Source organism: Neobacillus piezotolerans (assembly GCF_003362805.1).
Lineage (GTDB): Bacteria > Bacillota > Bacilli > Bacillales > Cytobacillaceae > Bacillus_D > Bacillus_D piezotolerans.
In genome coordinates this window covers 233,955-255,871 of record NZ_QNQT01000001.1, presented here as the reverse complement: position 1 = coordinate 255,871, position 21,917 = coordinate 233,955, and the positions used below count along the sequence as shown (strand labels likewise).

Below are 21,917 nucleotides of genomic sequence, written 5' to 3'. Positions count from 1 at the left end.
GACAACGGCAAAGAGATACTTGGTTCGTTTTAATGCTGATTATTTAGCAGTCATCAGCTTTCCTACAGGACCTCCAACAATCCCTTTTTCCAAATCGAAAACGACATTCCCGCGAACGATTGTTTTCGTTACACGGCAGTCAATCTTCCTGCCTTCATATGCACTGTGCTTATTTTTATAGTAAAGATCTTCTCTTTTCACAGTATAAGATTGGTTAGGATCCACTAAAATAATATCCGCGTCCTTTGAAACGGCAATTTCGCCTTTATGAGGCAAATTAAATCGTGCAGCTGGATGTGTTGCAATCAAATCAACGAACTTATTGACTGCGAGTCCGCGTTGTTTCACAGCCAGGTCGAACATGAGGTCGACGTTGTTCTGGGCGCCGCTTATTCCGCCCCATGCTTCCCATAGGTTTCCTTGCTTTAAATCCTCGGTACAAGGTGAATGGTCTGATGTTATCCAATCAATATTCCCGTCCAGAAGCTCGTCCCATAGTTTTGCCTGGATTTTTGCTGGCCTGATTGGCGGCTGGCACTTTGCTCTTGGGCCGATTTCATCCACTTCCTCAGCTGTGAAGGCAAAATAATGAGGGCAGGATTCAACCGTTACATCAACACCTTCTTGCTTGGCCTTTTGAATTACTTGAACAGCCTCTGATGTACTGATGTGCACTAAATGCAATTTACAGCCAGTTTCTTTTGCAAACAGAATGGCGCGTTGGACGGCATCCACTTCTGTAAAAACAGGGCGGGATTCCGCATATTCTACGCCGGAATTTTTGCCTGCTTTAGCAAATTCTTTGGCAAGCCCGGATGTAACTGATGGATTTTCAGCATGGATGCACAGCAGCTGATCCAGTTCCGCCAATTTCTGCATCCCTTTATACAAAGTATAATCATCGACATTTGTGAAATCTCCAGGGATGTCACTTGTAATATCAGACATGAAGCACTTAAAGGCAAGGACTCCCGCATCAGCCAATTCTTCCAGCTTGTCCAGGTTTTCTGGTACAAGACCGCCATAGAAGGCATAATCGACATAGTTTTGAGTTTTTGCCGCTTCAAGCTTAAGATCCAGTGCGTCTTTATTGATTGTTGCAGGGAGCGCGTTCAATGGCATTTCCACATAACTCGTCGTACCGCCGGCCGCCAATGCTTTCGACCCTGTTTCAAAGCCTTCCCATTCTGTACGTCCTGGTTCGCTGATGTGAACATGTGTATCAATCATACCCGGCATAACATATTGTCCGCTCGCATCGATTACTTCTTTTGCCTCATCGTTAATTTGTTCCGCGATGCAGGAGATTTTTTCATCTTTAATTCCGATATCAACCTTATATACGCCATCCCGTAATACAACATTTCCGCCTTTAATAACTAAATCAAATGCCATGTGAAATACCCCTTTCAGGACCAAGTTTTTTTATTGACTTAAGAATTTTTAGTTTTGCCATTTCTTTATTTAACTATTTTCTTCATGTAATTTGGGCTTCTTTTCAAGCAAAGTACCTTTTGAATTCTGCCACTCAATCAATGTATAAATAATAAACGCCGAAATGATTCCGACAAACCAGGACATATCGTAGAGCGGCTTCAGAAGCGGAAGGAAATTACCACCCAAACACAGGATGCCTGCGATAATCATTGTGATGATGGCAATTATATTAAAACCATTTTTATAATTGTATTTGCCCTTTGGTGCATATAGTTCATTCAGGTCAATGTTGGTTTTTGAAATGATGAAATACTGCGCTAACATAATTCCGGTTACTGGAGCTAAAATTCCGCCAACAATATTTAGGAAAGTGAAAATACTTGTTGCGTTTTCCATCAACTTCCACGGCATGACAAGAATTCCAATAAATGCTGCAATCAATGCACCGGACTTGAAAGTAATTTTTTTTGGAAATAAGGATGCCAACTGGTAACCTGCAGGAACAATATTTCCTGTAACATTTACAGATAATGTTGTTAAGCATAGTGTAAGTACTGATATACCGATTGCAAAAGTACTATCAAACCGTGCAACTACATCCAGTACGTTCCAAATTGGTGTACCAAAGGCAATTTCGGAGCCCACAATAATTGAAATACTAGCAACCGCAAATAGTAAAAATGCCACTACAATGCCAATTGTTTGTCCGATTGCTTGGTCCTTAGTAGACTTCGCCATCCTTGTGAAATCCGAAACATTTACAAACAGTGTAGCCCAGGCAGCAATAACTGCTGTCACAGCAGCGATAAAGATTATCATTTTATTTCCTGCAACACCTGATCCGGTATAAGCTAATATTGGTCCTATACCACCTGCTAAGTTAATGGCCCAAATTGCCATTCCTCCAAAAACTATGTAAACAAGCGGTGAAAGGATATTTGAAAATTTCCCTAAGAACCCCATACCTCCATAAATTAAGGCAACATTCAATAGCCAAAAAATCAAAAAGGATAGTAATGCAGGCAATGATAAACCTAAAAGGCTCCAATCTCCGCCCATCGTTAAATACGAAGGCCAAAGTTTTCCGATTAAAATGGATAATGCTTGGCTTCCGGCGTAGGTCTGAAAACCGAACCACATGATCGCCGCAATTACTCCCCTTAATACTCCTGGAATCATTGCGCCTTTCGTTCCAAAGGACAAACGGAGCAGCATCGCAAATGGCAATCCATACTTTGAGCCCGCGTGGCCATTAAGAACGAGCATTGCAGCTATTATTAGGGAGGCAACCATAATGGCAGCAAAAACCTGACCAACTGACAATCCTAAGGCAAAAAGTCCGCCGATTGCAATATAGTTAGGTATATTATGGACAGCACCCATCCATATAGAAGCAAAATTCCCAATGTTCCATTTTCTTTCTTCTTCTCTTGTCGGCAAAACGTCTTCACTAAATCCAGCAGCTTTTAATTCCTCTCTATTAAAACGACTCAATTCTCTCCTCCTTGGGTAACTCCAATAATCATCGAAGCTTTTGTTCAAGGTCATCATTCCTTGAACTTATGATTCACGTATGCAATAAAAAAATGCAATGAGGTTCATGGTTTCATGTCCAAAAACATTTTTTTATTTATTTCCGCCATTACTATTATACAATAGTATCCCGTTTCACTTCTTTAGTTTCATTAAACAAAACAAACAACACTTCTTATGCATTGTGCATAATGTATTTTATATTCATATTCACTTCAAATAAACGAAAGTGCAACTTGCACAGTTATAATTGGCGAATTGTGTAAAACATTTAAAAGTCCTTTATCCTCAAGGTTCAATTTTATAAATCCCAAAGGTTCCCGATACATAAAAAATACTTTGCAGAGCCTCCTCTGCAAAGTATTTTTTGAAGCTTCTCTTTATTTTTCAAAAATCGTCCCTTTTTTGAAGCTTGAATCTTTAAAGGCGAACTTTGTTAGAAGATAATAAGCGATGCCTGCTACTACTACACCGATTATCCATGCTAGCTCCACCTTAATGAAAGCGGCACCTGCACCGATGAACATTGCAATCAAGCCTGCTGGATTAAACCCAGCAAAAGGACCATCTTCCTTATACAAGTCTGCAGTACTTACTCTCTGCTTCCTTATAATATAATATTCGACCAATAATATTGAAATAACCGGTCCTAAAAATGCGGAATAAATCAGAATGAACAAATTAAGACCCTTAGACGATGATTCCTGGATAAGCAACCAAGGAAATGCGCCTAATGCAAGCAATCCTGTTACCGTTACAGATGCTTTATACTTTAACTTTGTCAGCAATGAAATTACATAAGTTGGCGGGATGATGTTAGCAACCATATTTGTTGCAATAACCGCAACTACAATAAACGCAGATACAAAAACCGAAATATAAGGATTATCGATGACAATCGGGAGTGCATGCGCGGGATTCGTTACCCCAGTTGCAGCAGCCAGCATTACCCCGATTACAAGAACAAAACCATATGATAAGGTAATTGGGATAAAGTATAATGATCCGCGTTTTCCATCACTCAAACCAGTTTTAAGCTCCCTGGAATAGTCAGCGGCACTAACGAAAATACCTGCATAATTCCCCAAAAAGACCATAATGAGCGCGAAGAACGGCAGGCCCCATGTGCCTTTTGCGTGAATCCAGTTTTGCGCGATTTCAGTGCTATGTGATGTTACAAGAATTCCGAAAACATAAATAAGTGCTATCATAAATACAACAGATGCAACAGTCTCAACCCATTTAATTGCATGGAAACCAAATAAAGAAAGAACAATCTGAAATAATTGCAGCGCTACAAAGCAAACAAAAACGTTATCAAAACTTCCGCCTGTAACAATCCTGGCAATTTCATTTAAGGCAGTTCCTCCAATCCAGCTTTGAATCCCATACCAAACGATGGCTGGTATCCCCCGCAGAAGTGACGATATCACAGTCCCTTTAATCCCAAAGGACATTCTGAGCTGTACAACATATGGAATTCCTTCTTTGTAGCCAAGACGATCATTCAATGCAAAAACAGTTGAAATGATCGCAATTGCGATAAGCGCTGCTACAATTGTTTGGAAGATGTTTAATGTCGCAACACCTGCCACAACAACACTAGCCCCCAGCGTCATATTACCTAAATTAACGCCGTCGCCAATCCACATGAAAATATAGTCTCTCGCGCTGACTGTCCTTCCCTTAGCGGTTTTAGGATATAATGATTCATCCACACCCGCGACACGTTCAATCTCTTTTGTATCGTGACTTTCAATTGTTGTAGCCATTTTTCATACCCCTTTTCATCGTATGCCGTATTTAAAACCCCGTTTGATTCGACCATTTAGCAAAAGTTTAACCTAATTACTGTAAAATTATTTTTCTAAGGCTAGAGGCTGCTTTGGAAATACAACTTTCTTTATATATATCGGTACTCCAATCAGTTAAATAATTTTGAGGTCCATAATGGACATTAGGCCAAACAATTAAACCTCCTTGGACACGTTTTCTTTGTTAACAAGGCTTATTATACATAGCTTTTTCAATTAGGTCTTTATGTCTATTAAACAAAATGAACAAACGACACCTATTTATACTGCATAAATAATTTCAAAATAACACCGAGATGAACAAACGCTTGTACACTTTGAACAATAAAAAAGGCTTAGTTTTACCTTTTGTATAAAGTGAAACTTCATTTAGTGGGTTTTCTTCCTTCCTTCCCCACTGATTATAAGTTCCGTTCTACTTTGGATAATTCGCCAAATGAAATTCAACACAACTATAGTTTGTATATGTTGAACGATTATGAAATGGACCCTTTAACATCTGAAAATAGCACAAATTAAAAAGGTGCGATCGTTTACGTAAACAATCACACCCTTTTATTCATTCTGAAATTATTTTCCTCGTTTGGCAATCATTTCGATTTCAACTTCAGCACCTAATGGCAAAGCTAACACAGCTACGCATGTCCGAGCAGGAAACGGGCTTGAGAATTTTGTTTCATATACTTCGTTCATGGCAGCAAAATTATTCATATCCGTTAAATATACATTCACTTTTACAACATCATCAGGGGTAAGCCCAGCTACATCCAATACTTCAAATAAATTATTGAAACACCGCTCTGTTTGCTTGCCGATATCCCCTTTCAGGTTTTCCGCTGAAATTGAATTCATTGCTGTTTGACCCGAGAAATAAACAAATTCTCCTGCATCCACCGCATGTGAATATGGGCCGGATACAGTTGCGTTCTTTGCCTCATAAGCCTTCCTCATTGTGATGATTCTCCCTTTTTATTATATCAATATAACCCCCATATTACTGGATTGTAATTGAACATTCAAATAAAGTTGCTTTTGATTTTATTTGAATTCTAACTAAAAAGGCATTGGGAGCGAAATCTTCCCAATGCCTTTTTCTTTTCTTCGTAGTTTTGAACCCGTTCAAAAACCCACTCTAGGCTTCAACTTGACTATCACTTTTAAATACCCACTGTCCAAATATTCGTTCGTAATTTGCAAGCATCCATCCAAGAATTTTTCCGTTGAAATATGCAGCAATCAGTGTGCCAATTCCAATAGACCCCAGGGATTGTATGAAAATTAGACATACCAAACCAGCCACTACAACATTTATAAGGTCACTCGTAATTTTTGCTCTGCTGAATTTTAATCTGAATCGTTCACTTATCACATACGTTAACGCGTCGTATGGCATCAGAGGAAGTTTTGCTTTGAAATAACCACACAAGCCTGCCGGTAAAATGAATAAACTTACGATTAAATAGAGTACACGGACAACAATGGTTTCAGGGGTGGGAAGAAGTTGAACGATGAATAGCGTGACATCCATAAAGAATCCGAACAAGAATGCAACCATTAATTGAACTGCAAATTCCCTTATTTCTATGCGTTTGTTTAAAATAACTTGAACAATAATAAACAGAACATTTGCAAGCACTGTTGTAGCACCTACAGATATGCCAGTCGTAAGAGAACCAGCAACCGGCAGCGAGGACACTGGCGATACGCCCAGCCCTGCTTGGATTGAAATGCTAACTCCTAGCGATAAAAAAAATAAGCCCATACAGTACAAGGCGAGTCGTTTCGTAATATTCATTTGAGTCAAAACATCCTTCTTTTCAAAATCATAAAAATAAATATAACATTGAATTCAACATATTAATAATATATATTTAATAAACCAGTCATATTAAGAAGGATATAACGGGGTTGTGAAATGGATATTCGGCATCTATATTACTTTAAGGAAATAGTAACGCAGGGAAGTATTTCAAAAGCTGCAGAGGTGCTGCATATGGCGCAGCCGCCGCTGAGCCAATTGCTGAAAAAGCTTGAAACGGAGCTGGGAACCACGCTGATCCAGCGGTATCGCCAGAAATGGGAGCTTACTGAAACGGGGAAACTTTTATATCAATATGCAGAGCAAATGTTGATTCAAATGGAAGATGTGAAACAGCGAATCCAAGAAATTGAACAAGGTACAGCTGGAACCGTGCGATTAGGTGTTTCGTCTGCATGTTCGAATATGGCCATCGACTATATCGGCTCGCTCAGAGCGCAGTTTCCAAATGTGAAAATCACAATTATTACAGGCAATTCGGAGGAATTACTAACAAAACTGGAACAGAGGCAAATCGATATCGCGTTGCTGCTACGGTCTGGAAAAAGTGAAAAGTATAGTATGAAAACACTTAAAAAGCAGCCAGCCGCCGTGATTGTCCCATCTGGTTGGTCGTCGTCCTTTTCAGAACGCGCCTCATTGGAGGAAATTGTCCAATACCCGTTGATATTGTTAGGTGCGATGGAAGGATATTCCTTCACTGAAAACATCCTTAACGCTTTTGATCAAAGAGGCCTTAAGCCAAATGTTATGATTGAGTCGAAAGATATTTCAATGGTTGTCTCACTAGTAAGCAGAGGCTTGGGCTTATCGATTATTCCCAGAATGGATTATGTATCTCCTTTTTTAGGGCACACCATGCTTTTCGAACTAGAACAACTGGATTTTAGTGTTGAACCAGTCTTTGTAAAGTTAAAAGATGAACCAATCTCAAAAGCAGCCCATCATTTTTGGGAAATCGTAAATGAGAAGATGTGAAAATTGTAATTGGGTTTGGCGCAGACATTAAAACGCACCAATGTGAAAATAGCCGCATTTGCAAATATAAAGGCTGTCCCAAAAATCGCCGGATTGCGAATTTAATGGGACAGCCTTTTATGTACTTACTTCATTTGATCTTCTACAGTTGGACCCATGATGCCAGGAACTTTCAATCCTGCTTGACGAAGAAGTACGGTCATTTGCCCGCGATGGTGGGTCTGATGGTCGATAAACAGTCTTAGTGTAGCACCTCTTGGCATTAACTGGCCAAGTGACTCAACTGCTTCAACAATTTTCTCGTCGGTTAGGTTGGTTTCCACTTCTTTTTTCAATTCCTCGGATGCCTTTTTATATGCATCCACAATCTCGCTTGCTTTGTCCGGAACTGATTTTACATCCCCTGGAAACGATACATTCAGGCCTACCTGCCCGGCAAAGAACGGAATGCTCGCTGCCAAATGCCAGCCTAACCATCCAAGTGAACTATGGCCTTCCACAATCGACTGGTTTAATTTTTCATCTGTTAAAGACTCCAATACGCTGATCGTTCCACTTGCTGCACGGGACCACTCAGCCAAAAAGTCATTTACTGTTCTGTACATAAACTCACTCCTCTTAAACTGTATAAAACCTATTATTAGCATAATTACTTTTTATTTTCATTTTTTTGGCTCGGTATCAGGGAAAGACGAATATGGATACCTTACTGGAATGGAACGCCGCTTGCATGCTCTTGTGAAAACGAGCGGCGGATCTCCTATCTATTAATTATGAATTAGAAGAGCGAATGCGGCACATTTTCGGGATTTCTGGGGAATCTTTGTCGCTTAACGGAACTTGCGCGACACTTTTTTTCAGGATTTTGCCCAATCTTTGTTACTCAACAGTATTTGAGTGACTTCCTTTTCGAATTTTGCCCAAACAAAGTCACTCAACGGGATTTGAGTGACTTCCTTTCCGGCTTTTGCTCAAACAAAGTCACTCAACGGGATTTGAGTGACTTCCTTTCAGAAATTTGCCCAAACAATGTCACTCAACGGGATTGGAATGACTTCCTTTCCGGCTTTTGCTCAAATAAAGTCACTCAACGGGATTTGAGTGACTTCCTTTCAGAAATTTGCCCAAACAAAGTCACTCAAAGGGATTTGAGTGACTTCCTTTCCGGCTTTTGCCCAAACAAAGTCACTCAACGGGATTTGAGTGACTTCCTTTCCGGCTTTTGCTCAAACAAAGTCACTCAACGGAATTTGAGTGACTTCCTTTCCGGCTTTTGCTCAAACAAAGTCACTCAACGGGATTTGAGTGACTTCCTTTCCGGCTTTTGCTCAAATAAAGTCACTCAACGGGATTTGAGTGACTTCCTTTCAGAAATTTGCCCAAACAAAGTCACTCAAAGGGATTTGAGTGACTTCCTTTCCGGCTTTTGCCCAAACAAAGTCACTCAACGGGATTTGAGTGACTTCCTTTCCGGCTTTTGCTCAAACAAAGTCACTCAACCGAATTTGAGTGACTTCCTTTCCGGCTTTTGCTCAAACAAAGTCACTCAACGGGATTTGAGTGACTTCCTTTCCGGCTTTTGCTCAAATAAAGTCACTCAACCGAATTTGAGTGACTTCCTTTCCGGCTTTCGCCCAAACAAAGTCACTCAACCTGATTTGAGCAGACCGTGATCTGATTGAGATAGCTTTGTTTATAAGCCCTGCCCGTGCTTCTCTACTAATGTAATTTCATTTTCCAGAAGTGTTAGGTTTTGGGCTCGTTGTAATTGGATGTTCTTTGTGTAGCAAATTTGTTCACATAAAGAGCAGTCCACGCATTTATACGGTTGTACTGTAATTGTTTGCTGGCCGTGTTCAGTTTTCATTGCCAAGGCTTCCGTCGGACAAAGAATCGCACATGCACCGCAGAAATGGCAATCTTCGTTTATTTGTGGCAAACGAATGTCCTCTTGATAAAGCAGCGTTTCATTTTCCTGTAATTCCGCCAAAAAGAGTGATCGCTTATTCATATATGGATATACGGATTCATTTGTCATTTTTTCAACAAGCTGACTGCCTACTTCGTTCCATTCTTTTTTTAGTTTTGACAGGGAGTCCCCTTGTTGTTTCTCTTGGTACGTTGGAACTTTGTTAGAGCCGCACAGCATTTCTTTGATTGCCAGTTTATTTGTTGATTTCATTTCCTTAAAGACAGCAGAAAGAAAATCTCTTCGTTCAACATTATAGTTGACGCTTTCCTTACAACCGCTTATTTTGGAGGAAATACTCATCCTTTGGCAACTAATCGCTTCCCCGGCTTTAAGTTCCCTTCTCCACAATTCTTCTCCCGTGCTGATTTCACAGTCACCACATGCCTGTTCAGGCTGATAGATCGATAGATTTTTACATTTATTCAATAATGTTACCCATGCTTCTTTTGGAATCATTCCGAGGCATGGCACCGCAACCATTGTTGCATGGCTTTTTGAAACTATCGTCCGTTCACAATGGAGATACACTTTTTCATGCCGCTCGCTTTTATGGATGGCTTCTTGAACAAATTGGGTGAGAGGGGGCTGGTTCATTGTTATGGCGCCTGTTGGGCATACCGTCCCGCAAAGGCCGCAATCCACACAGCTGTCAGCGATAACAATATCCTTATTTGCGAAGGAAATGCTATTTTTGGGACAATGATCGACACAGCCCGTACAGGTGCTTTTTGGAGAAATCAATTTCGTACAAAGATTCGCCTCCACACTCAATCCTGTCATTTTTTTATCGATGACATTTACCCAGGTTAATAGATTCATTTCCTTCCCCCCCTCTCTTGTTCTACTTACAAATGGATCGCTGTTTCATAAAATAAAAACCTGCCCAAACATTCACTGGCCAGAAGGACTGCGAAAGCGGCCGAATAGATTTTCACATTCCGAAATTTGCTAATTTTATACGATAAAACCATTAGCGCCGAGGCTGCAATGAATGTTACGACCCTCACCCAGAAGAAGGCATGCATGAATGTTAATTTCGCTGTTTCCACAGCTTCAGGCAGACCTGCGAGCAAGGTGGAAAAATAGACAACCCCGACAATGGCTGCCGCGACTAGCGCTGGAATTGAAAGGCGTGAAATATTGACCGCCTTCTCCCTTCTGATTGCTAAACAAGCGGCCACATACAATGGTCCAAGCAAAAGCGCTGTTAAAAAGAAGGCAAACAATGTATTTGCACTATCCCAAGCTGGAATCGCCGGAATCATATAAATTTTTGCCGATGAAAAGATTGCGATGACTCCAATAACGGAACCAATCCATCCGATTATGTCCCTCTTTGCGGCATCCTCTTTGTACCAAAACCATGTGTAAAGGAGGATGAATCCAAGGAAGGCTCCGTAAAACACAATCTCTCTGCTCAACCAGGAGACGCCGAAATTCAAGATCGCACGGTACGCATGCAGCGGCTGGCCTAAATGGAGCATCGATACCAAAAGTGAAATGCCCCCTAGAACAAGGAGCGAAAGCAAAATCAGCAGCCCTGTATGTTTCGAAATGCCGCCTTTTGTTCGTTCAAGCCACCAAAAAGCCACAAACCCGCCTAAAAGAAGCTGCGAAATTACAGTGAAGATGACAAGTGGAAGATCATGCATCGTTAGGCCCTCCTAAACTGCTTGCCCGGTTTTGGCAAAATAAATTGTGTGGTTGGATGTGTAATGGACGGATCTGCAAATGTCGGAACCACGCTTACCGCACCTGCCGGCTGGACTTCATTGTAATCGACGATTTCAATTGCCTCCATCGGGCATTTTGAAACGCAAATCGGAGATTCACCTACATCAAGCCGGTCATAGCACATGCTGCACTTGTCCATTTTCTTTTTAACGGGATTGTATTGCGGTACGCCATATGGACATGCCTTTCCGCACATTTGGCAGCCGATGCAAAGCTCCTGGTTATGGACAACAATGCCATCCTCCTCGCGCTTTGTATAAGCGCCAACCGGACAAGCTGCTTTACAGGCAGGCTCATCACAATGGTTGCATGCTGTCGATACAAATGCACGGACGGGAGAACCGACCAGGTCCTCAGGCAGCTCCCTTACCGTTCTCCTTCTCATCTGCGGTTCAAGCTGATAAAAGCTTTTACAAGAAATTTCACAGGCGTGGCAGCCGATACAACGATCAATATTGACTAAAAAACCTAATCTTTTGGCCATTGGCTCCCCTCCTCCTTACGCTTTTTCGATTTTGACAAAGTTATCATGGAAGGCGATTCCGCGCTGTCCTTTGCTATAGTCGCCCATATCCGATGGGATTGCCTTCACATTGAAGTTTTCCGTATAATTCACATCTTTCCACCAGCCCTCATACATGACGACCGTATCAGATGGAACTGTTTTCGTTAATTTGGCCGGAAGTGTCAAATACCCAGCCTCATTTTTCACATGAACCAAATCATTGTTTTTAATCCCATGCTTCTTCGCCAAATCAGGATGCATTTCGACAACCGGATGGCTGTGGATGGCATCAAGCCAGTCAATATGCTGGAATTGGCTATGAATGCCTAGCTTCCAGTGCGGGGAAATAGAGCGAATTGGATAATTTTCAGGAGCTTTATATTCCTCGACAAATACCGGAAGCGGATGATGGCCATATTCAGCTGCTTTTTTCGAATAAAACTCATACTTCCCGGATGGGGTCCTGAATTTTAAGTCATTCCAAGCGACCGTCACCTTATCCTTCGCCTTCACGGTTCCACCGTTTTTGCGCAGATCGTCCCAGCTTTTAACGCCAAACAACTCCCTGATGCCATCGTTAAATTCCTTTTCGACCCACTCTTCAAGCGAGCCGGAAACTGGGAATGTGCAGGAGCCCGGTGCGAGCTCATTTAATTTCTTCGAGAGGCCCATGGCAATTTCGAGGTCACTCTTTGTTTCATAAAGCGGTTTAATCGCCTGCTCATTCGCATTCATCCAGTAATGCCAGTAGCTGACATTAACTCCTACCGTCTCAAACGGTGTTGTGACAGGAAGAACAATATCGGAAAGCTCAACCGTTTGGTTCATATACAAATCAGCGGTTACAATCAAATCCATTTTCTCGAATGCCTTTTTGACGACATTTGGCTCAGGATCCTGGGCGATCGGGTTCCGGCAGGCAATCCACATCATTTTGATTGGCGGGTCATTGGCATCGAGAACCTGCGCGCCAAAGTTGTTCATGTTTACATAACGGTCAGCTTCGCCCTTTGTTCCCTCAGGCACCCCGAAGCCCATCGTGTGGTAGTTAAAGCCCCATGTTTCTCCGCCGATATAGTTAACGCCGCCGCCTCTTTTTCCAACATTGCCAGTCATTGCAGCAAGAGCATCAATCGCCCGGACCATTGAACCGCCATTTGTATGGCGCTGCATGCCGAAGCCAATCCAAATATTCGCCGGTTTCGCTGTCGCATATTCACGGGCAATCCGCTCAATCACTGGTTTTGGCACGCCTGTTTTTTCGGAGGCCCATTCAACAGTAATATTCTTTTTTACATACGAGACAAATTCATTAAATCCAATGGAATGATTACGAACCCACGTTTCATTGTAAAGTTGATGATCGATAATATACCGAATCATCCCAAGTGCAAACGCGCCATCCGTACTAGTATTAATCTGGATATACTCATCCGCCTTCGAAGCCGTTTGGGTAATGAGCGGATCGATAACGACAAGCTTAGTCCCCTTTTCCTTCGCCTGCTCGATAAAGTACATTGAATGTGCGGACGTCCAGGCCGGATTTGCTCCCCAAAGGATGATATAGTCGGCATCTAGGAATTGTTCAGGGTCGTTGTTATAGGCTGCTCCCATATCAAATGTTTGCGCGTCCGAACCGGCCGGGTCGCATGGTGTGCCCTGGGCTCTTGTTGTATAACCGATACTCGATAGCATGCCTTCTGTTGCATAGTTGAGAATGTTAAAGTTTCCGGAATACTTATTCAGGCATATTGGCAGCGTGCTCCCGTACTCCTTTTTAATCTCGAGAATTTTCTGCGCAATAATCGTATACGCCTCATCCCAGCTAATCCGTTCCCAATTGCCCGAACCCCGCCCCTTTTGCCTCATTGGGTATTTAATCCGGTCCGGTGAGTACACAACACGTGGATACGTATTCCCTTTTACACACAGGCGCCCTTTCGTATACTTGTTGTTTTCATTGCCTGTTATAAACGTAATTCTTCCGTCTTCGACTGTAGTCACAATTGAACATGTATCATAACAATTTCGCGGGCAGGCATTGTAAAATTGCTGTTTGTTGCCTGTCGTTTTTGCTTTGGCGGTTGGGACAAGCCCCCGAACCGCTTGATTCCCAATTGCTCCAAGGCCCAACAAAGAACTTAGGGCCGCGGAACCTTTTAAAAACGTCCTGCGGGAAAAGTTTTCAGTCAACATCTATCTTCACCTTCGATCATCTTTTTTTCGGAACGCAAAAATTCTTTTAATAAAATGCCCATCGTACGGGTGAGAGGATTACTGCTATTTTTGATAATCCCCGCGCAGTGTTCGAAAGCCCATTGCAGAAGATGCTTTTCCAAAAATAACTTATAAAGTTGGTCATCGCGTTCATTTAAGAGATGCAGAATCAGCTCCAATTCAAATTGGATGTGGTCATCTGGCATCTGCCCTTCTTCGGCTACCTGAAGTCCGGCATGATAGTAAAAGTTGCGTACCATCAATGTTTCCTGCTGCAAAACAGTTCCCTCGAAGTTTCGGTAACTCGATTCATACGGAGACGCCAGCAATTTTGTCGGGCCAACAAATAAACGGTTATAGTCGTATTCAAACATTTGGATGGCATCAGCATCGGCTTCTTCAAGGCATTGTATCGCCTTGCCCGCTTCGCCATTTATCCTTGCAAGCTTGTATTCTCTTAAAATGTTTCCAAGTTGTTTCCACTCAGCTGAGCCAAAATGGAGCATATCTCCTTGATAGTAATGGCAAAACAACTGATAATATAACAACCGTTCTTCTAATGTCATCACTGTTTCTTTTATGGCAGCCATATCATTCGGCCTCTTTTTCCGCTTGGATTTCCTTTTGCAGCTTCTCAAAATCGGCTTTTTCTTCGTCCGTTAATTTCACTTCCTTGTTTACTTCCGGGGATGGGTCGCCAACATACTCCTCGTTTGGAACGAAATTAATTTTATCTTTCATACTGTTGTCTGCTTGTTGCTCACAACCCAGCAGTGTAACGGACATCACAATCAGGAATAAAATATATTTCATATTTCATTCACTCCCTTCAGCTTCTTACTTAAATAGCATCTTGTTCAAGATTGAGCAAAAGTAAAAGTGTAAACAGACTTTTCACTCTCATGGCGTAAAAATGGTCATTAAGAGATTTGTTTTTTTGTGAAATATTTCACAATAGCTTATACAAATACCTCTTTAAAAATGGCTATTGGCATAATAAACGATAACTCTCTAAAAATCACTACCTAAGGGAAAAGGATCATCTAAAGATTTATCTTTTTGGTTCATTCATATCATCAGATTTTCATTATCCTCGTCTATATGTTTAAACCCATTTGCCCTATCCGCCAGTAAACATGCGGTAGTTAACATACGTTTGTCTAGTCCGTAACATTCTCCTTCCACCGCAAAAATTTGATAAATATCCCATTTCTCACGATTATTACAGTGTTATTCTTATATAACGAGTATAGTAGAGAAACCCACATTTTTTAGAAGGAATCTATGTCGAAAGAGTGAAGGTTTTATGAAACAATTTGGTCTTTTTGTTCATATTTAAAAATGATTGGGACGCGGATTATTCACCTGGATCCGGGCGGGGATTTGATGGCAGCGGGGCTTGCTGTCCGTTTTTCAGGAAAACACATTCCATAAAACGGATGAATTGTGACAGATCTGGTAATATACCTGAATTCATGGATATCCATTCGAAAATCCTGGATATATTTTAAAAATCCTCGATATCTGTCCGAATGTCCTGGATATATTCCCCACTCTCTTAAAAAGCGTTCATTTGGGTGTTTTATGATGGTGTGTATCTGGGTAATTTTCGCTAAAATAACCCAGAAATCCCTGGTTCCCCTTAAAATTGATTTCCGAAAAGAAAAAACGGCCCTTTTTTCACAAAAAGGACCGTTAACCAATACATATTATAATTGTCTCCTCCTTTCCGAAACGGAAAGAAGGATGACCTCGCACTATTCAAACGCATTTTTAGTTCAGGAGTTGAATAATCCCCCAACCGCCTGTATCCACGTCTTAGCCATAAGCATATCCCCCATGCTGTTCATATGGACGCCATCAGTTGTCAAGGGATGGACGCCGCCCTTTTTCAAATAGCCGATAAACGCCTGATGGGTGGGCACAAGTGTCGCGCCATGGCGGGCAGCCAATTTATGTACAATCTCAACATACGGGATGAGCTTCCTGTTCCCTTCACTCTCGATATCTTCCTCAATCACTGTAGGTTCCATTAAAACGATGGCTGCGTTTGTTTTCAGCTTCAAATCGGCAAGGATCGTTTCATAAATTTCTTCAAACTGCTCCGGGTAAATTTGTTCCATTTCCGGAGAATCAAGCTGCCGCCACACATCATTGATACCGATTGAAATCGACACTAAATCTGGCAGCAATGTTAGGACGTCCTGCTCCCAACGCGCGGCTAGGTTGTTCACACGGTTTCCACTTATGCCTTTATTAAAAATATCCAGGCTGCGTTCCGGATAAGTTACCTTCAAGTAATCGTGAAGCAAACGCACATAGCCAGTACCGATGGGATCGGTTTCAGTTTTTCCCGAAAACGTAATGCTGTCGCCAATAAAAACGATTCGCTGTTTCATATTCCGCCTCCAACTATTGAATTGACAAAACTATCGTAACATTTTCCAAAGACCCAATAATACTAGTTTACTATTTTCCCCCCTTTCCTCCCAATTGCAAATGACTTTCGTTGGGGGGATTTCGGTAAAACACAAAAGTTACGATCCGGACTGGAAGTTTCACTGAGGGGGCCTTCTGTAAAACAGTCTCAATCTGATGTAAATTAAAAAGGTCCGAAACCATATCCTTTTGAGGACAAGGTTTCGCACCTTTTTCTGTGTAGTTGAATAAGTAATTGGGGAGTTTCTAAGGAATCTTGTTGGAGATATTAACCGAGCCAATAGCAAAGTAAATTTTGCAAATTAACTCCCCCTCTCACTCAGTTCATTCACGAATCGGCCCCTGAGCTGGAACGGCTATAACCCATTCTTCTTAAAATAAAAAAAGAAAAAATTTTGAATTTTCGGTTGACTTTTGAGATTCCCCTCACTTATAATCCTCTATAACACACGGCAGTTAAAATGACATGAATTTAAAAACTTTATATGCAATCTCTTATCCAGAGTGACGGAGGGTCAGGCCCTATGAAGTCCGGCAACCTTCAGGCGAAAGCTTGAAAAGGTGCTAATTCCTGCAGGCATTTTGCCTGGAAGATAAGAGGAGGAACCCCCTCTTCTTATGGAGAGGGGGTTTTTATTTTTAGAAGAATCCCATTAACTGCCCAAATCATTTAGGAACTACCATTTGGAGGGAAAGACAAAATGACAAATCAAAATGAAAACTTCGGCCTTGAAACACTATTATTGCATGGCGGGCAAACCCCCGATCCCGTAACCGGATCCCGCGCAGTACCTATTTACCAGACCACTTCTTATGTTTTTGAAAGCACCGACCATGCCCAAAACCTTTTCTCGCTCGCTGAGTCCGGAAATATTTACACCCGGATCATGAACCCGACAACCGATGTTTTGGAAAAAAGGATTGCCCTTCTGGAAGGTGGCGCGGCCGCGCTCGCCGTTTCATCCGGCATGGCCGCGATTGCCCTGACAATCATGAACATCGCGGAGGCTGGCGATGAAATTGTTGCCGCGGCAAACCTGTACGGCGGGACATACAACTTATTCGCCGTTACCCTCCCGAAGTTCGGCATCAAAGTCCGTTTTGTCGACTCGACGAATCCTGAAAACTTCCGCGAAGCCCTCACACCTAAAACAAAGGCTGTGTTTGGCGAAATCATTGGCAACCCAAGCCTGAATGTATTCGATGTCGAAGCAGTGGCAAAAATCGCCCATGAAAATGGCATTCCACTCATCATCGACAATACATTTGCTTCTCCGTACGCATGCAGGCCAATCGAATGGGGCGCGGATATCGTTGTCCATTCAGCGACAAAATGGATTGGAGGGCACGGGACAACGATCGGCGGCCTTGTCGTGGATGCAGGCAGGTTCGATTGGAACAGTGAGAGGTTTCCAGGCTTCACCCAGCCTGACGCAAGCTATAACGGCATTCGCTTTGCCCAGGATGTCGGACAGCTCGCATTTATCATTAAACTTCGCGTCCAGCTATTGAGGGACTTTGGCTCATCGTTAAGCCCCCACAGCGCATTCCTTTTGCTTCAGGGACTCGAGACACTGCACTTGAGGATTCAAAAGCATAATGAGAATGCACTTGAAATTGCCCAATACTTGAAAAACCATCCAGCCGTCGATTGGGTTTCCTACCCAGGGCTTGAGAATCACCCAAGCCATGAGCTTGCGAAAAAATACCTTGGCGGCGGTTTTGGATCGATTATTGTTTTTGGCATAAAAGGCGGCCGTGACGCTGGTAAAAAAGTAATCGACAACATCAATTTGTGGTCGCATGTTGCGAATGTCGGCGATGCAAAATCACTGATCATCCACCCTGCTTCCACAACACATCAGCAATTGAGTAAAGAAGACCTTGTTAAAAGCGGCGTGACAGAGGAACTGATTAGGCTTTCCGTCGGGCTTGAATCGCTCAAGGATTTAAAAGACGATCTAGACCAGGCATTCTTTCAGGCTACCGGTAAATCAGCAAGGCCTGAAGAGCAGCTTCAGCAATGAAAGCCGAGGATTTATCAATAAGTGTTGAACCGGCGCCACCTCCGGAATACGGAAAGATACACGTTGGAGACCTACAGCTTGAATCAGGCGAGGTCCTCCCTGACTTGGAACTCGCATTCGAGCGGGCGGGAAAAATAGGCGGTCCCACAATTCTTGTCTGCCATGCCCTTACAGGCAACCAGTATACAGTCGGCACGCAAAATCAGCCCGGCTGGTGGCATGGCCTGATCGGCCCAGGAATGTATATTGATACAAACAAATACGAAGTCATAACAGTCAATGTACTCGGAGGCTGTTCGGGATCAACCGGCCCGACCAGCCTGAACCCTTTGACAAATCAGCCATATCAGTACGATTTTCCAAAAATAACAATCCGGGACATTGTCGATTCGCAAGTTTTGGCGCTCCGGAAACTTGGCATCGACAAAATCAAAGCGGCAATCGGAGGGTCGCTTGGCGGTATGCAGGTGCTTGAATTGGCCACCGCCTACCCTGATTTCGCGGAGCTGATCATTCCCATGGCAGTCACCCCTTCCCTCAGCGATTACGGAATTGCTTTTAACGCAATCGGAAGAAATGCGATCATGCGGGACCCTGCCTGGAATGGCGGCTTTTATTCAGATGGCACACAGATTTCGGGGTTGGAAATCGCGAGGATGGTCGGAATGGTCACCTACCGGACGGGCGAGCTGTTCAATAAGAGATTTAATAGGGAACTTAAGGACGGGGATACCTTTCAGGTAGAATCCTATTTGAAATACCAGGGCCAAAAGCTTTCTGCACGTTTTGATGCCAACAGCTATTTGTACCTGCTCGGGGCGATGGACTCCCATGACATAGGCAGGGGCAGGCAGGGTTGGAAAAATGCGATCGGGCGGATATCCGCCAAAACCGTGCTGTTAGGCTATACAGGCGATCTGCTGTATCCTCCCGAAAAGGTGAAAGAAATTGCGGAAGCCCTCCAAGAGGCAGGGAAAGAAGCGGATTATGTTGAAGTGAGCACTGATTTTGGGCACGATGGGTTCCTTGCCGAGTTTTCAAAATGGGGAGGAATCCCGCAGGCTGCCCTGTCAATCTAAGGAGGAGATCATGTGGCGGACATCCATGTGGCCCTATTGGGCTTTGGCACAGTCGGCAAAGGAGTTTACGAAACAATAAAAGCCCATCAATCAAGGCTAAGAGCAATCCTCGGCAAAAATGTTAAGGTAGCAGGCATTCTAGTGAGAAACATTGAAAAACACACTCTCCCAGAAGATGACATCCTACTTACATCAAATTTCGAAGACATTTTAAACCTGCCAAAGCTTGATGTAGTCATTGAAGCAATCGTGGGCAGGGAACCAGGTTTCTCGTATTTGAAGAAATCAATCGAAAGAGGCTGCCACATCATTACCGCGAATAAGGAAATGTTTGCTTACCATGGAAATGAACTGCTTGAACTTGCCTCACAAAAAAATGTTGCCTGCGGATTTGAAGCGACTGTCGCCGGAGGAATACCGGCAATCCAAACGCTGAGGACCCTATTGAATGTGAATAAAATCGAACGGATTGAAGGAATCGTCAACGGGACCTCCAATTATATTCTGACCAAAATGCGGGAGGATGGCGTTGCATTCCAAGAGGCACTTCAAGCAGCACAAGAGAAAGGATATGCCGAAGAAGACCCTACCAATGATATTGAAGGATACGACGCTTTTTATAAAGCGATGGTGTTAAGCCAAATCGCGTTTGGGGAACAACCCGAATGGCAAACAGTAAGGAGGAAAGGCATCTCATCGGTCTCCAACTCCGAAATCGGCTTATTTTCAGAATGGGGGCTCCGCGTAAAGCATGTGATCTCGCTTGAAAAAGGGGTGCGAGGGCTAAGCTGCTCCGTTAAACCTGTCCTTGTTGGCCCATCCCACCCGTTGTACTCCGTCGAGGGCGTCCAAAACGCCGTTTCAATCGACGCGGATATCGTTGGAAACATCACACTGCAAGGGCCAGGCGCCGGAAAGTTTCCAACAGCAAGCGCCATTGTCGAAGATCTGATACAGCTTAATGTCAACCATGGCTGTTATTATGAACAGGAAAAAAATGTTCGTTTTAAAAAAGACCTCCATCATGATTGGGTTGTTTTAACCAACCAAACGCACGTATTCCTTCCTGATTCCATTGAAGTGGCCGGACGGGTGAAGGAGGCCCTTTTTGTAAATGCGAAAGAAAAGGATATTGAAAGGCTGCTTGAAGTATACCCGGGATTAAACATTTACCAGCTTTATGGACAAATGAACAAGGAATTTTTCAAAAATATTCTTCTTAGCGAAACACGCCCGGAAAGAAAGGTTGCCTCCCCAAAAGGCATATAACCTTACTTGCCATGAGGCTGTTAATGAGGATCGATCGATTAAAAAGAGGGCTTCGCATTCGCGCCGCCCTCTTTTTCCTATTATACTAAGTGCTGTATGGAGGTGCGTCAGATGACTGCGATGAATAAAATGTTCCGCAAAAGAATTGGGTTTCCTAGGGATGAACCAATAGACTTTAATAACCTGGATACGATACTTGAAAAGGCCGCGCTGACGCTTCCCTTTGAAAATGTACGCATTATGAATGGCAGTACGACTGAATTTACGGAGGAATCGCTGAAGGAAAAGATACTCGACCGGAATGAGGGCGGCCTTTGTTATGACCTCAATTCCCTCCTCTATTTGTTCCTTTTGGACAACGGCTTTGATGCCAGGTTAATCCGAGGGGTTGTTTTTAACCAAGCGCAGCAGAAGTGGAGCGAAACTGGAAAAACACATGTAGCCATCCTCCTTCGGGATAACCGCCGGCAATACCTTGTGGATACCGGGTTTGGCATCAACATTCCTCTAAAACCCGTCCCACTGGACGGAGACACCGTTTCATCAAGAAACGGCGAATTTAAGGTTCAAAAAGAAGCAAGTGAACATGGGGATTATTGCTTGTACATGAAGCTAAAGCATAAGGATAAAGAGTGGAAAAAGGGCTATGCCTTTAATTCCATGGATACAGTCACCAATCTACCTGACTTAAACGAAATCCAGCAGATTATTGCCAGCCACCCAGCTTCCGGTTTCAATAAACGGCTGTTAATCACCAGGCTAACCGATAAAGGAAGCATCACATTGGCGGGGAATTCGGCCACAATATGGACTGATGGAAGGATGGAAAAAGAAGAAATCAATGCGGACCAATTTAAAAAATTGGCCAAGGATGTATTTGGATTTATGCTATAACGGTAGCTGGTACACCTAGAAATTTGTCGAATAGTTTCATTTTTATAAAAGCCCAGGTCTCCGGCACCTGGGCCAAAATCTCTTTTCAGAGCTATTTGGGTTCCGGGCAGAGTTAATACCACTATTACTTCGTATGTGGATATGGTTCATTGTCACAAAACCGCCAAGTGTCACACTAAAATCATCTTCCAGAATTTAGT

18 protein-coding genes, 1 pseudogene and 1 riboswitch are annotated in these 21,917 nt (G+C 42.9%); of the genes and pseudogenes, 6 read left to right on the top strand and 13 right to left on the bottom strand.

Annotation, left to right across the window (positions count from 1 at the left end; genetic code table 11):
• Positions 1 to 39 precede the first annotated feature (39 nt).
• The 5 genes from allB to DRW41_RS01190 form a co-directional block, all read right to left on the bottom strand.
• Positions 40 to 1,395, bottom strand: coding sequence for an allantoinase AllB (gene allB, locus DRW41_RS01210; protein ID WP_115450141.1), 1,356 nt, complete (start codon positions 1,393 to 1,395; stop codon positions 40 to 42).
• Between the two features lie 69 nt (positions 1,396 to 1,464).
• Complete coding sequence (allW, locus tag DRW41_RS01205; RefSeq protein WP_222928821.1) at positions 1,465 to 2,931, bottom strand: allantoin permease; 1,467 nt, start codon at positions 2,929 to 2,931, stop codon at positions 1,465 to 1,467.
• Between the two features lie 419 nt (positions 2,932 to 3,350).
• Positions 3,351 to 4,742, bottom strand: a complete 1,392-nt coding sequence (locus tag DRW41_RS01200) for an NCS1 family transporter (protein WP_115450139.1) — start codon at positions 4,740 to 4,742, stop codon at positions 3,351 to 3,353.
• A gap of 612 nt (positions 4,743 to 5,354) precedes the next feature.
• On the bottom strand, positions 5,355 to 5,735 hold the full coding sequence (locus DRW41_RS01195; protein WP_181884366.1) for a RidA family protein: 381 nt from the start codon (positions 5,733 to 5,735) through the stop codon (positions 5,355 to 5,357).
• A gap of 181 nt (positions 5,736 to 5,916) precedes the next feature.
• A complete protein-coding gene (locus DRW41_RS01190) occupies positions 5,917 to 6,579 on the bottom strand; it encodes a YczE/YyaS/YitT family protein (RefSeq protein WP_115450137.1) in 663 nt (220 codons plus the stop codon).
• Positions 6,580 to 6,699: 120 nt separating this feature from the next.
• Here DRW41_RS01190 and DRW41_RS01185 point away from each other — a divergent pair, with 120 nt between their 5' ends.
• A complete protein-coding gene (locus DRW41_RS01185; RefSeq protein WP_115450136.1) occupies positions 6,700 to 7,581 on the top strand; it encodes a LysR family transcriptional regulator in 882 nt (293 codons plus the stop codon).
• Between the two features lie 125 nt (positions 7,582 to 7,706).
• Here the strand turns inward: DRW41_RS01185 and DRW41_RS01180 are convergent, their stop codons facing one another.
• Entirely contained in the window at positions 7,707 to 8,186 is a 480-nt protein-coding gene (locus DRW41_RS01180) for a DinB family protein (protein ID WP_115450135.1), read from the bottom strand.
• Between the two features lie 288 nt (positions 8,187 to 8,474).
• On the opposite strand from DRW41_RS01180, the gene DRW41_RS01175 reads away from it, so the two are divergent.
• Entirely contained in the window at positions 8,475 to 9,254 is a 780-nt protein-coding gene (locus DRW41_RS01175) for a hypothetical protein (RefSeq protein WP_115450134.1), read from the top strand.
• A 20-nt stretch (positions 9,255 to 9,274) separates the two neighbouring features.
• Here DRW41_RS01175 and DRW41_RS01170 read toward each other — a convergent pair whose 3' ends face one another.
• The 7 genes from DRW41_RS01170 to DRW41_RS01135 form a co-directional block, all read right to left on the bottom strand.
• Complete coding sequence (locus tag DRW41_RS01170; RefSeq protein WP_115450133.1) at positions 9,275 to 10,372, bottom strand: 4Fe-4S binding protein; 1,098 nt, start codon at positions 10,370 to 10,372, stop codon at positions 9,275 to 9,277.
• 26 nt (positions 10,373 to 10,398) lie between these two features.
• Entirely contained in the window at positions 10,399 to 11,205 is an 807-nt protein-coding gene (locus DRW41_RS01165) for a dimethyl sulfoxide reductase anchor subunit family protein (RefSeq protein ID WP_115450132.1), read from the bottom strand.
• Positions 11,206 to 11,207: 2 nt separating this feature from the next.
• Positions 11,208 to 11,771: a 4Fe-4S dicluster domain-containing protein gene (locus DRW41_RS01160; RefSeq protein WP_115450131.1), complete on the bottom strand. Its 564-nt coding sequence runs from the start codon at positions 11,769 to 11,771 to the stop codon at positions 11,208 to 11,210.
• A gap of 15 nt (positions 11,772 to 11,786) precedes the next feature.
• On the bottom strand, positions 11,787 to 13,988 hold the full coding sequence (locus DRW41_RS01155) for a molybdopterin-dependent oxidoreductase (RefSeq protein ID WP_115450130.1): 2,202 nt from the start codon (positions 13,986 to 13,988) through the stop codon (positions 11,787 to 11,789).
• Positions 13,982 to 14,599, bottom strand: a complete 618-nt coding sequence (locus tag DRW41_RS01150; RefSeq protein ID WP_115450129.1) for a TorD/DmsD family molecular chaperone — start codon at positions 14,597 to 14,599, stop codon at positions 13,982 to 13,984. Before DRW41_RS01150 ends, DRW41_RS01155 begins: the two co-directional genes overlap by 7 nt.
• 1 nt (position 14,600) lies before the next feature.
• The gene (locus DRW41_RS01145; RefSeq protein ID WP_115450128.1) at positions 14,601 to 14,822 is read right to left on the bottom strand and encodes a hypothetical protein; all 222 of its coding nucleotides are present in this window, start codon (positions 14,820 to 14,822) and stop codon (positions 14,601 to 14,603) included.
• 965 nt (positions 14,823 to 15,787) lie between these two features.
• Positions 15,788 to 16,408: an SGNH/GDSL hydrolase family protein gene (locus tag DRW41_RS01135; RefSeq protein ID WP_115450126.1), complete on the bottom strand. Its 621-nt coding sequence runs from the start codon at positions 16,406 to 16,408 to the stop codon at positions 15,788 to 15,790.
• 532 nt (positions 16,409 to 16,940) lie between these two features.
• Positions 16,941 to 17,048: riboswitch (SAM riboswitch) on the top strand.
• A 101-nt stretch (positions 17,049 to 17,149) separates the two neighbouring features.
• Here DRW41_RS01135 and DRW41_RS01130 point away from each other — a divergent pair.
• The 4 genes and pseudogenes from DRW41_RS01130 to DRW41_RS01115 form a co-directional block, all read left to right on the top strand.
• A pseudogene (locus DRW41_RS01130) lies at positions 17,150 to 18,463 on the top strand (O-acetylhomoserine aminocarboxypropyltransferase/cysteine synthase family protein); the annotation flags it as partial.
• Between the two features lie 8 nt (positions 18,464 to 18,471).
• Entirely contained in the window at positions 18,472 to 19,554 is a 1,083-nt protein-coding gene (metX, locus tag DRW41_RS01125; protein ID WP_115450124.1) for a homoserine O-acetyltransferase MetX, read from the top strand.
• A gap of 12 nt (positions 19,555 to 19,566) precedes the next feature.
• Positions 19,567 to 20,823: a homoserine dehydrogenase gene (locus DRW41_RS01120; RefSeq protein WP_115450123.1), complete on the top strand. Its 1,257-nt coding sequence runs from the start codon at positions 19,567 to 19,569 to the stop codon at positions 20,821 to 20,823.
• Between the two features lie 111 nt (positions 20,824 to 20,934).
• Positions 20,935 to 21,717: an arylamine N-acetyltransferase family protein gene (locus tag DRW41_RS01115; protein WP_115450122.1), complete on the top strand. Its 783-nt coding sequence runs from the start codon at positions 20,935 to 20,937 to the stop codon at positions 21,715 to 21,717.
• Positions 21,718 to 21,917 lie beyond the last annotated feature (200 nt).

What these genes read in the sequence shown, in the direction of transcription:
- allB (WP_115450141.1), bottom strand. Translation starts at nt 1,395, where the DNA reads ATGGCATTTGATTTAGTTATTAAAGGCGGAAATGTTGTATTACGGGAT.
- DRW41_RS01200 (WP_115450139.1), bottom strand. Translation starts at nt 4,742, where the DNA reads ATGGCTACAACAATTGAAAGTCACGATACAAAAGAGATTGAACGTGTC.
- DRW41_RS01195 (WP_181884366.1), bottom strand. Translation starts at nt 5,735, where the DNA reads ATGAGGAAGGCTTATGAGGCAAAGAACGCAACTGTATCCGGCCCATAT.
- DRW41_RS01190 (WP_115450137.1), bottom strand. Translation starts at nt 6,579, where the DNA reads ATGAATATTACGAAACGACTCGCCTTGTACTGTATGGGCTTATTTTTT.
- DRW41_RS01185 (WP_115450136.1), top strand. Translation starts at nt 6,700, where the DNA reads ATGGATATTCGGCATCTATATTACTTTAAGGAAATAGTAACGCAGGGA.
- DRW41_RS01180 (WP_115450135.1), bottom strand. Translation starts at nt 8,186, where the DNA reads ATGTACAGAACAGTAAATGACTTTTTGGCTGAGTGGTCCCGTGCAGCA.
- DRW41_RS01170 (WP_115450133.1), bottom strand. Translation starts at nt 10,372, where the DNA reads ATGAATCTATTAACCTGGGTAAATGTCATCGATAAAAAAATGACAGGA.
- DRW41_RS01165 (WP_115450132.1), bottom strand. Translation starts at nt 11,205, where the DNA reads ATGCATGATCTTCCACTTGTCATCTTCACTGTAATTTCGCAGCTTCTT.
- DRW41_RS01160 (WP_115450131.1), bottom strand. Translation starts at nt 11,771, where the DNA reads ATGGCCAAAAGATTAGGTTTTTTAGTCAATATTGATCGTTGTATCGGC.
- DRW41_RS01155 (WP_115450130.1), bottom strand. Translation starts at nt 13,988, where the DNA reads ATGTTGACTGAAAACTTTTCCCGCAGGACGTTTTTAAAAGGTTCCGCG.
- DRW41_RS01150 (WP_115450129.1), bottom strand. Translation starts at nt 14,599, where the DNA reads ATGGCTGCCATAAAAGAAACAGTGATGACATTAGAAGAACGGTTGTTA.
- DRW41_RS01145 (WP_115450128.1), bottom strand. Translation starts at nt 14,822, where the DNA reads ATGAAATATATTTTATTCCTGATTGTGATGTCCGTTACACTGCTGGGT.
- DRW41_RS01135 (WP_115450126.1), bottom strand. Translation starts at nt 16,408, where the DNA reads ATGAAACAGCGAATCGTTTTTATTGGCGACAGCATTACGTTTTCGGGA.
- metX (WP_115450124.1), top strand. Translation starts at nt 18,472, where the DNA reads ATGAAAGCCGAGGATTTATCAATAAGTGTTGAACCGGCGCCACCTCCG.
- DRW41_RS01115 (WP_115450122.1), top strand. Translation starts at nt 20,935, where the DNA reads ATGACTGCGATGAATAAAATGTTCCGCAAAAGAATTGGGTTTCCTAGG.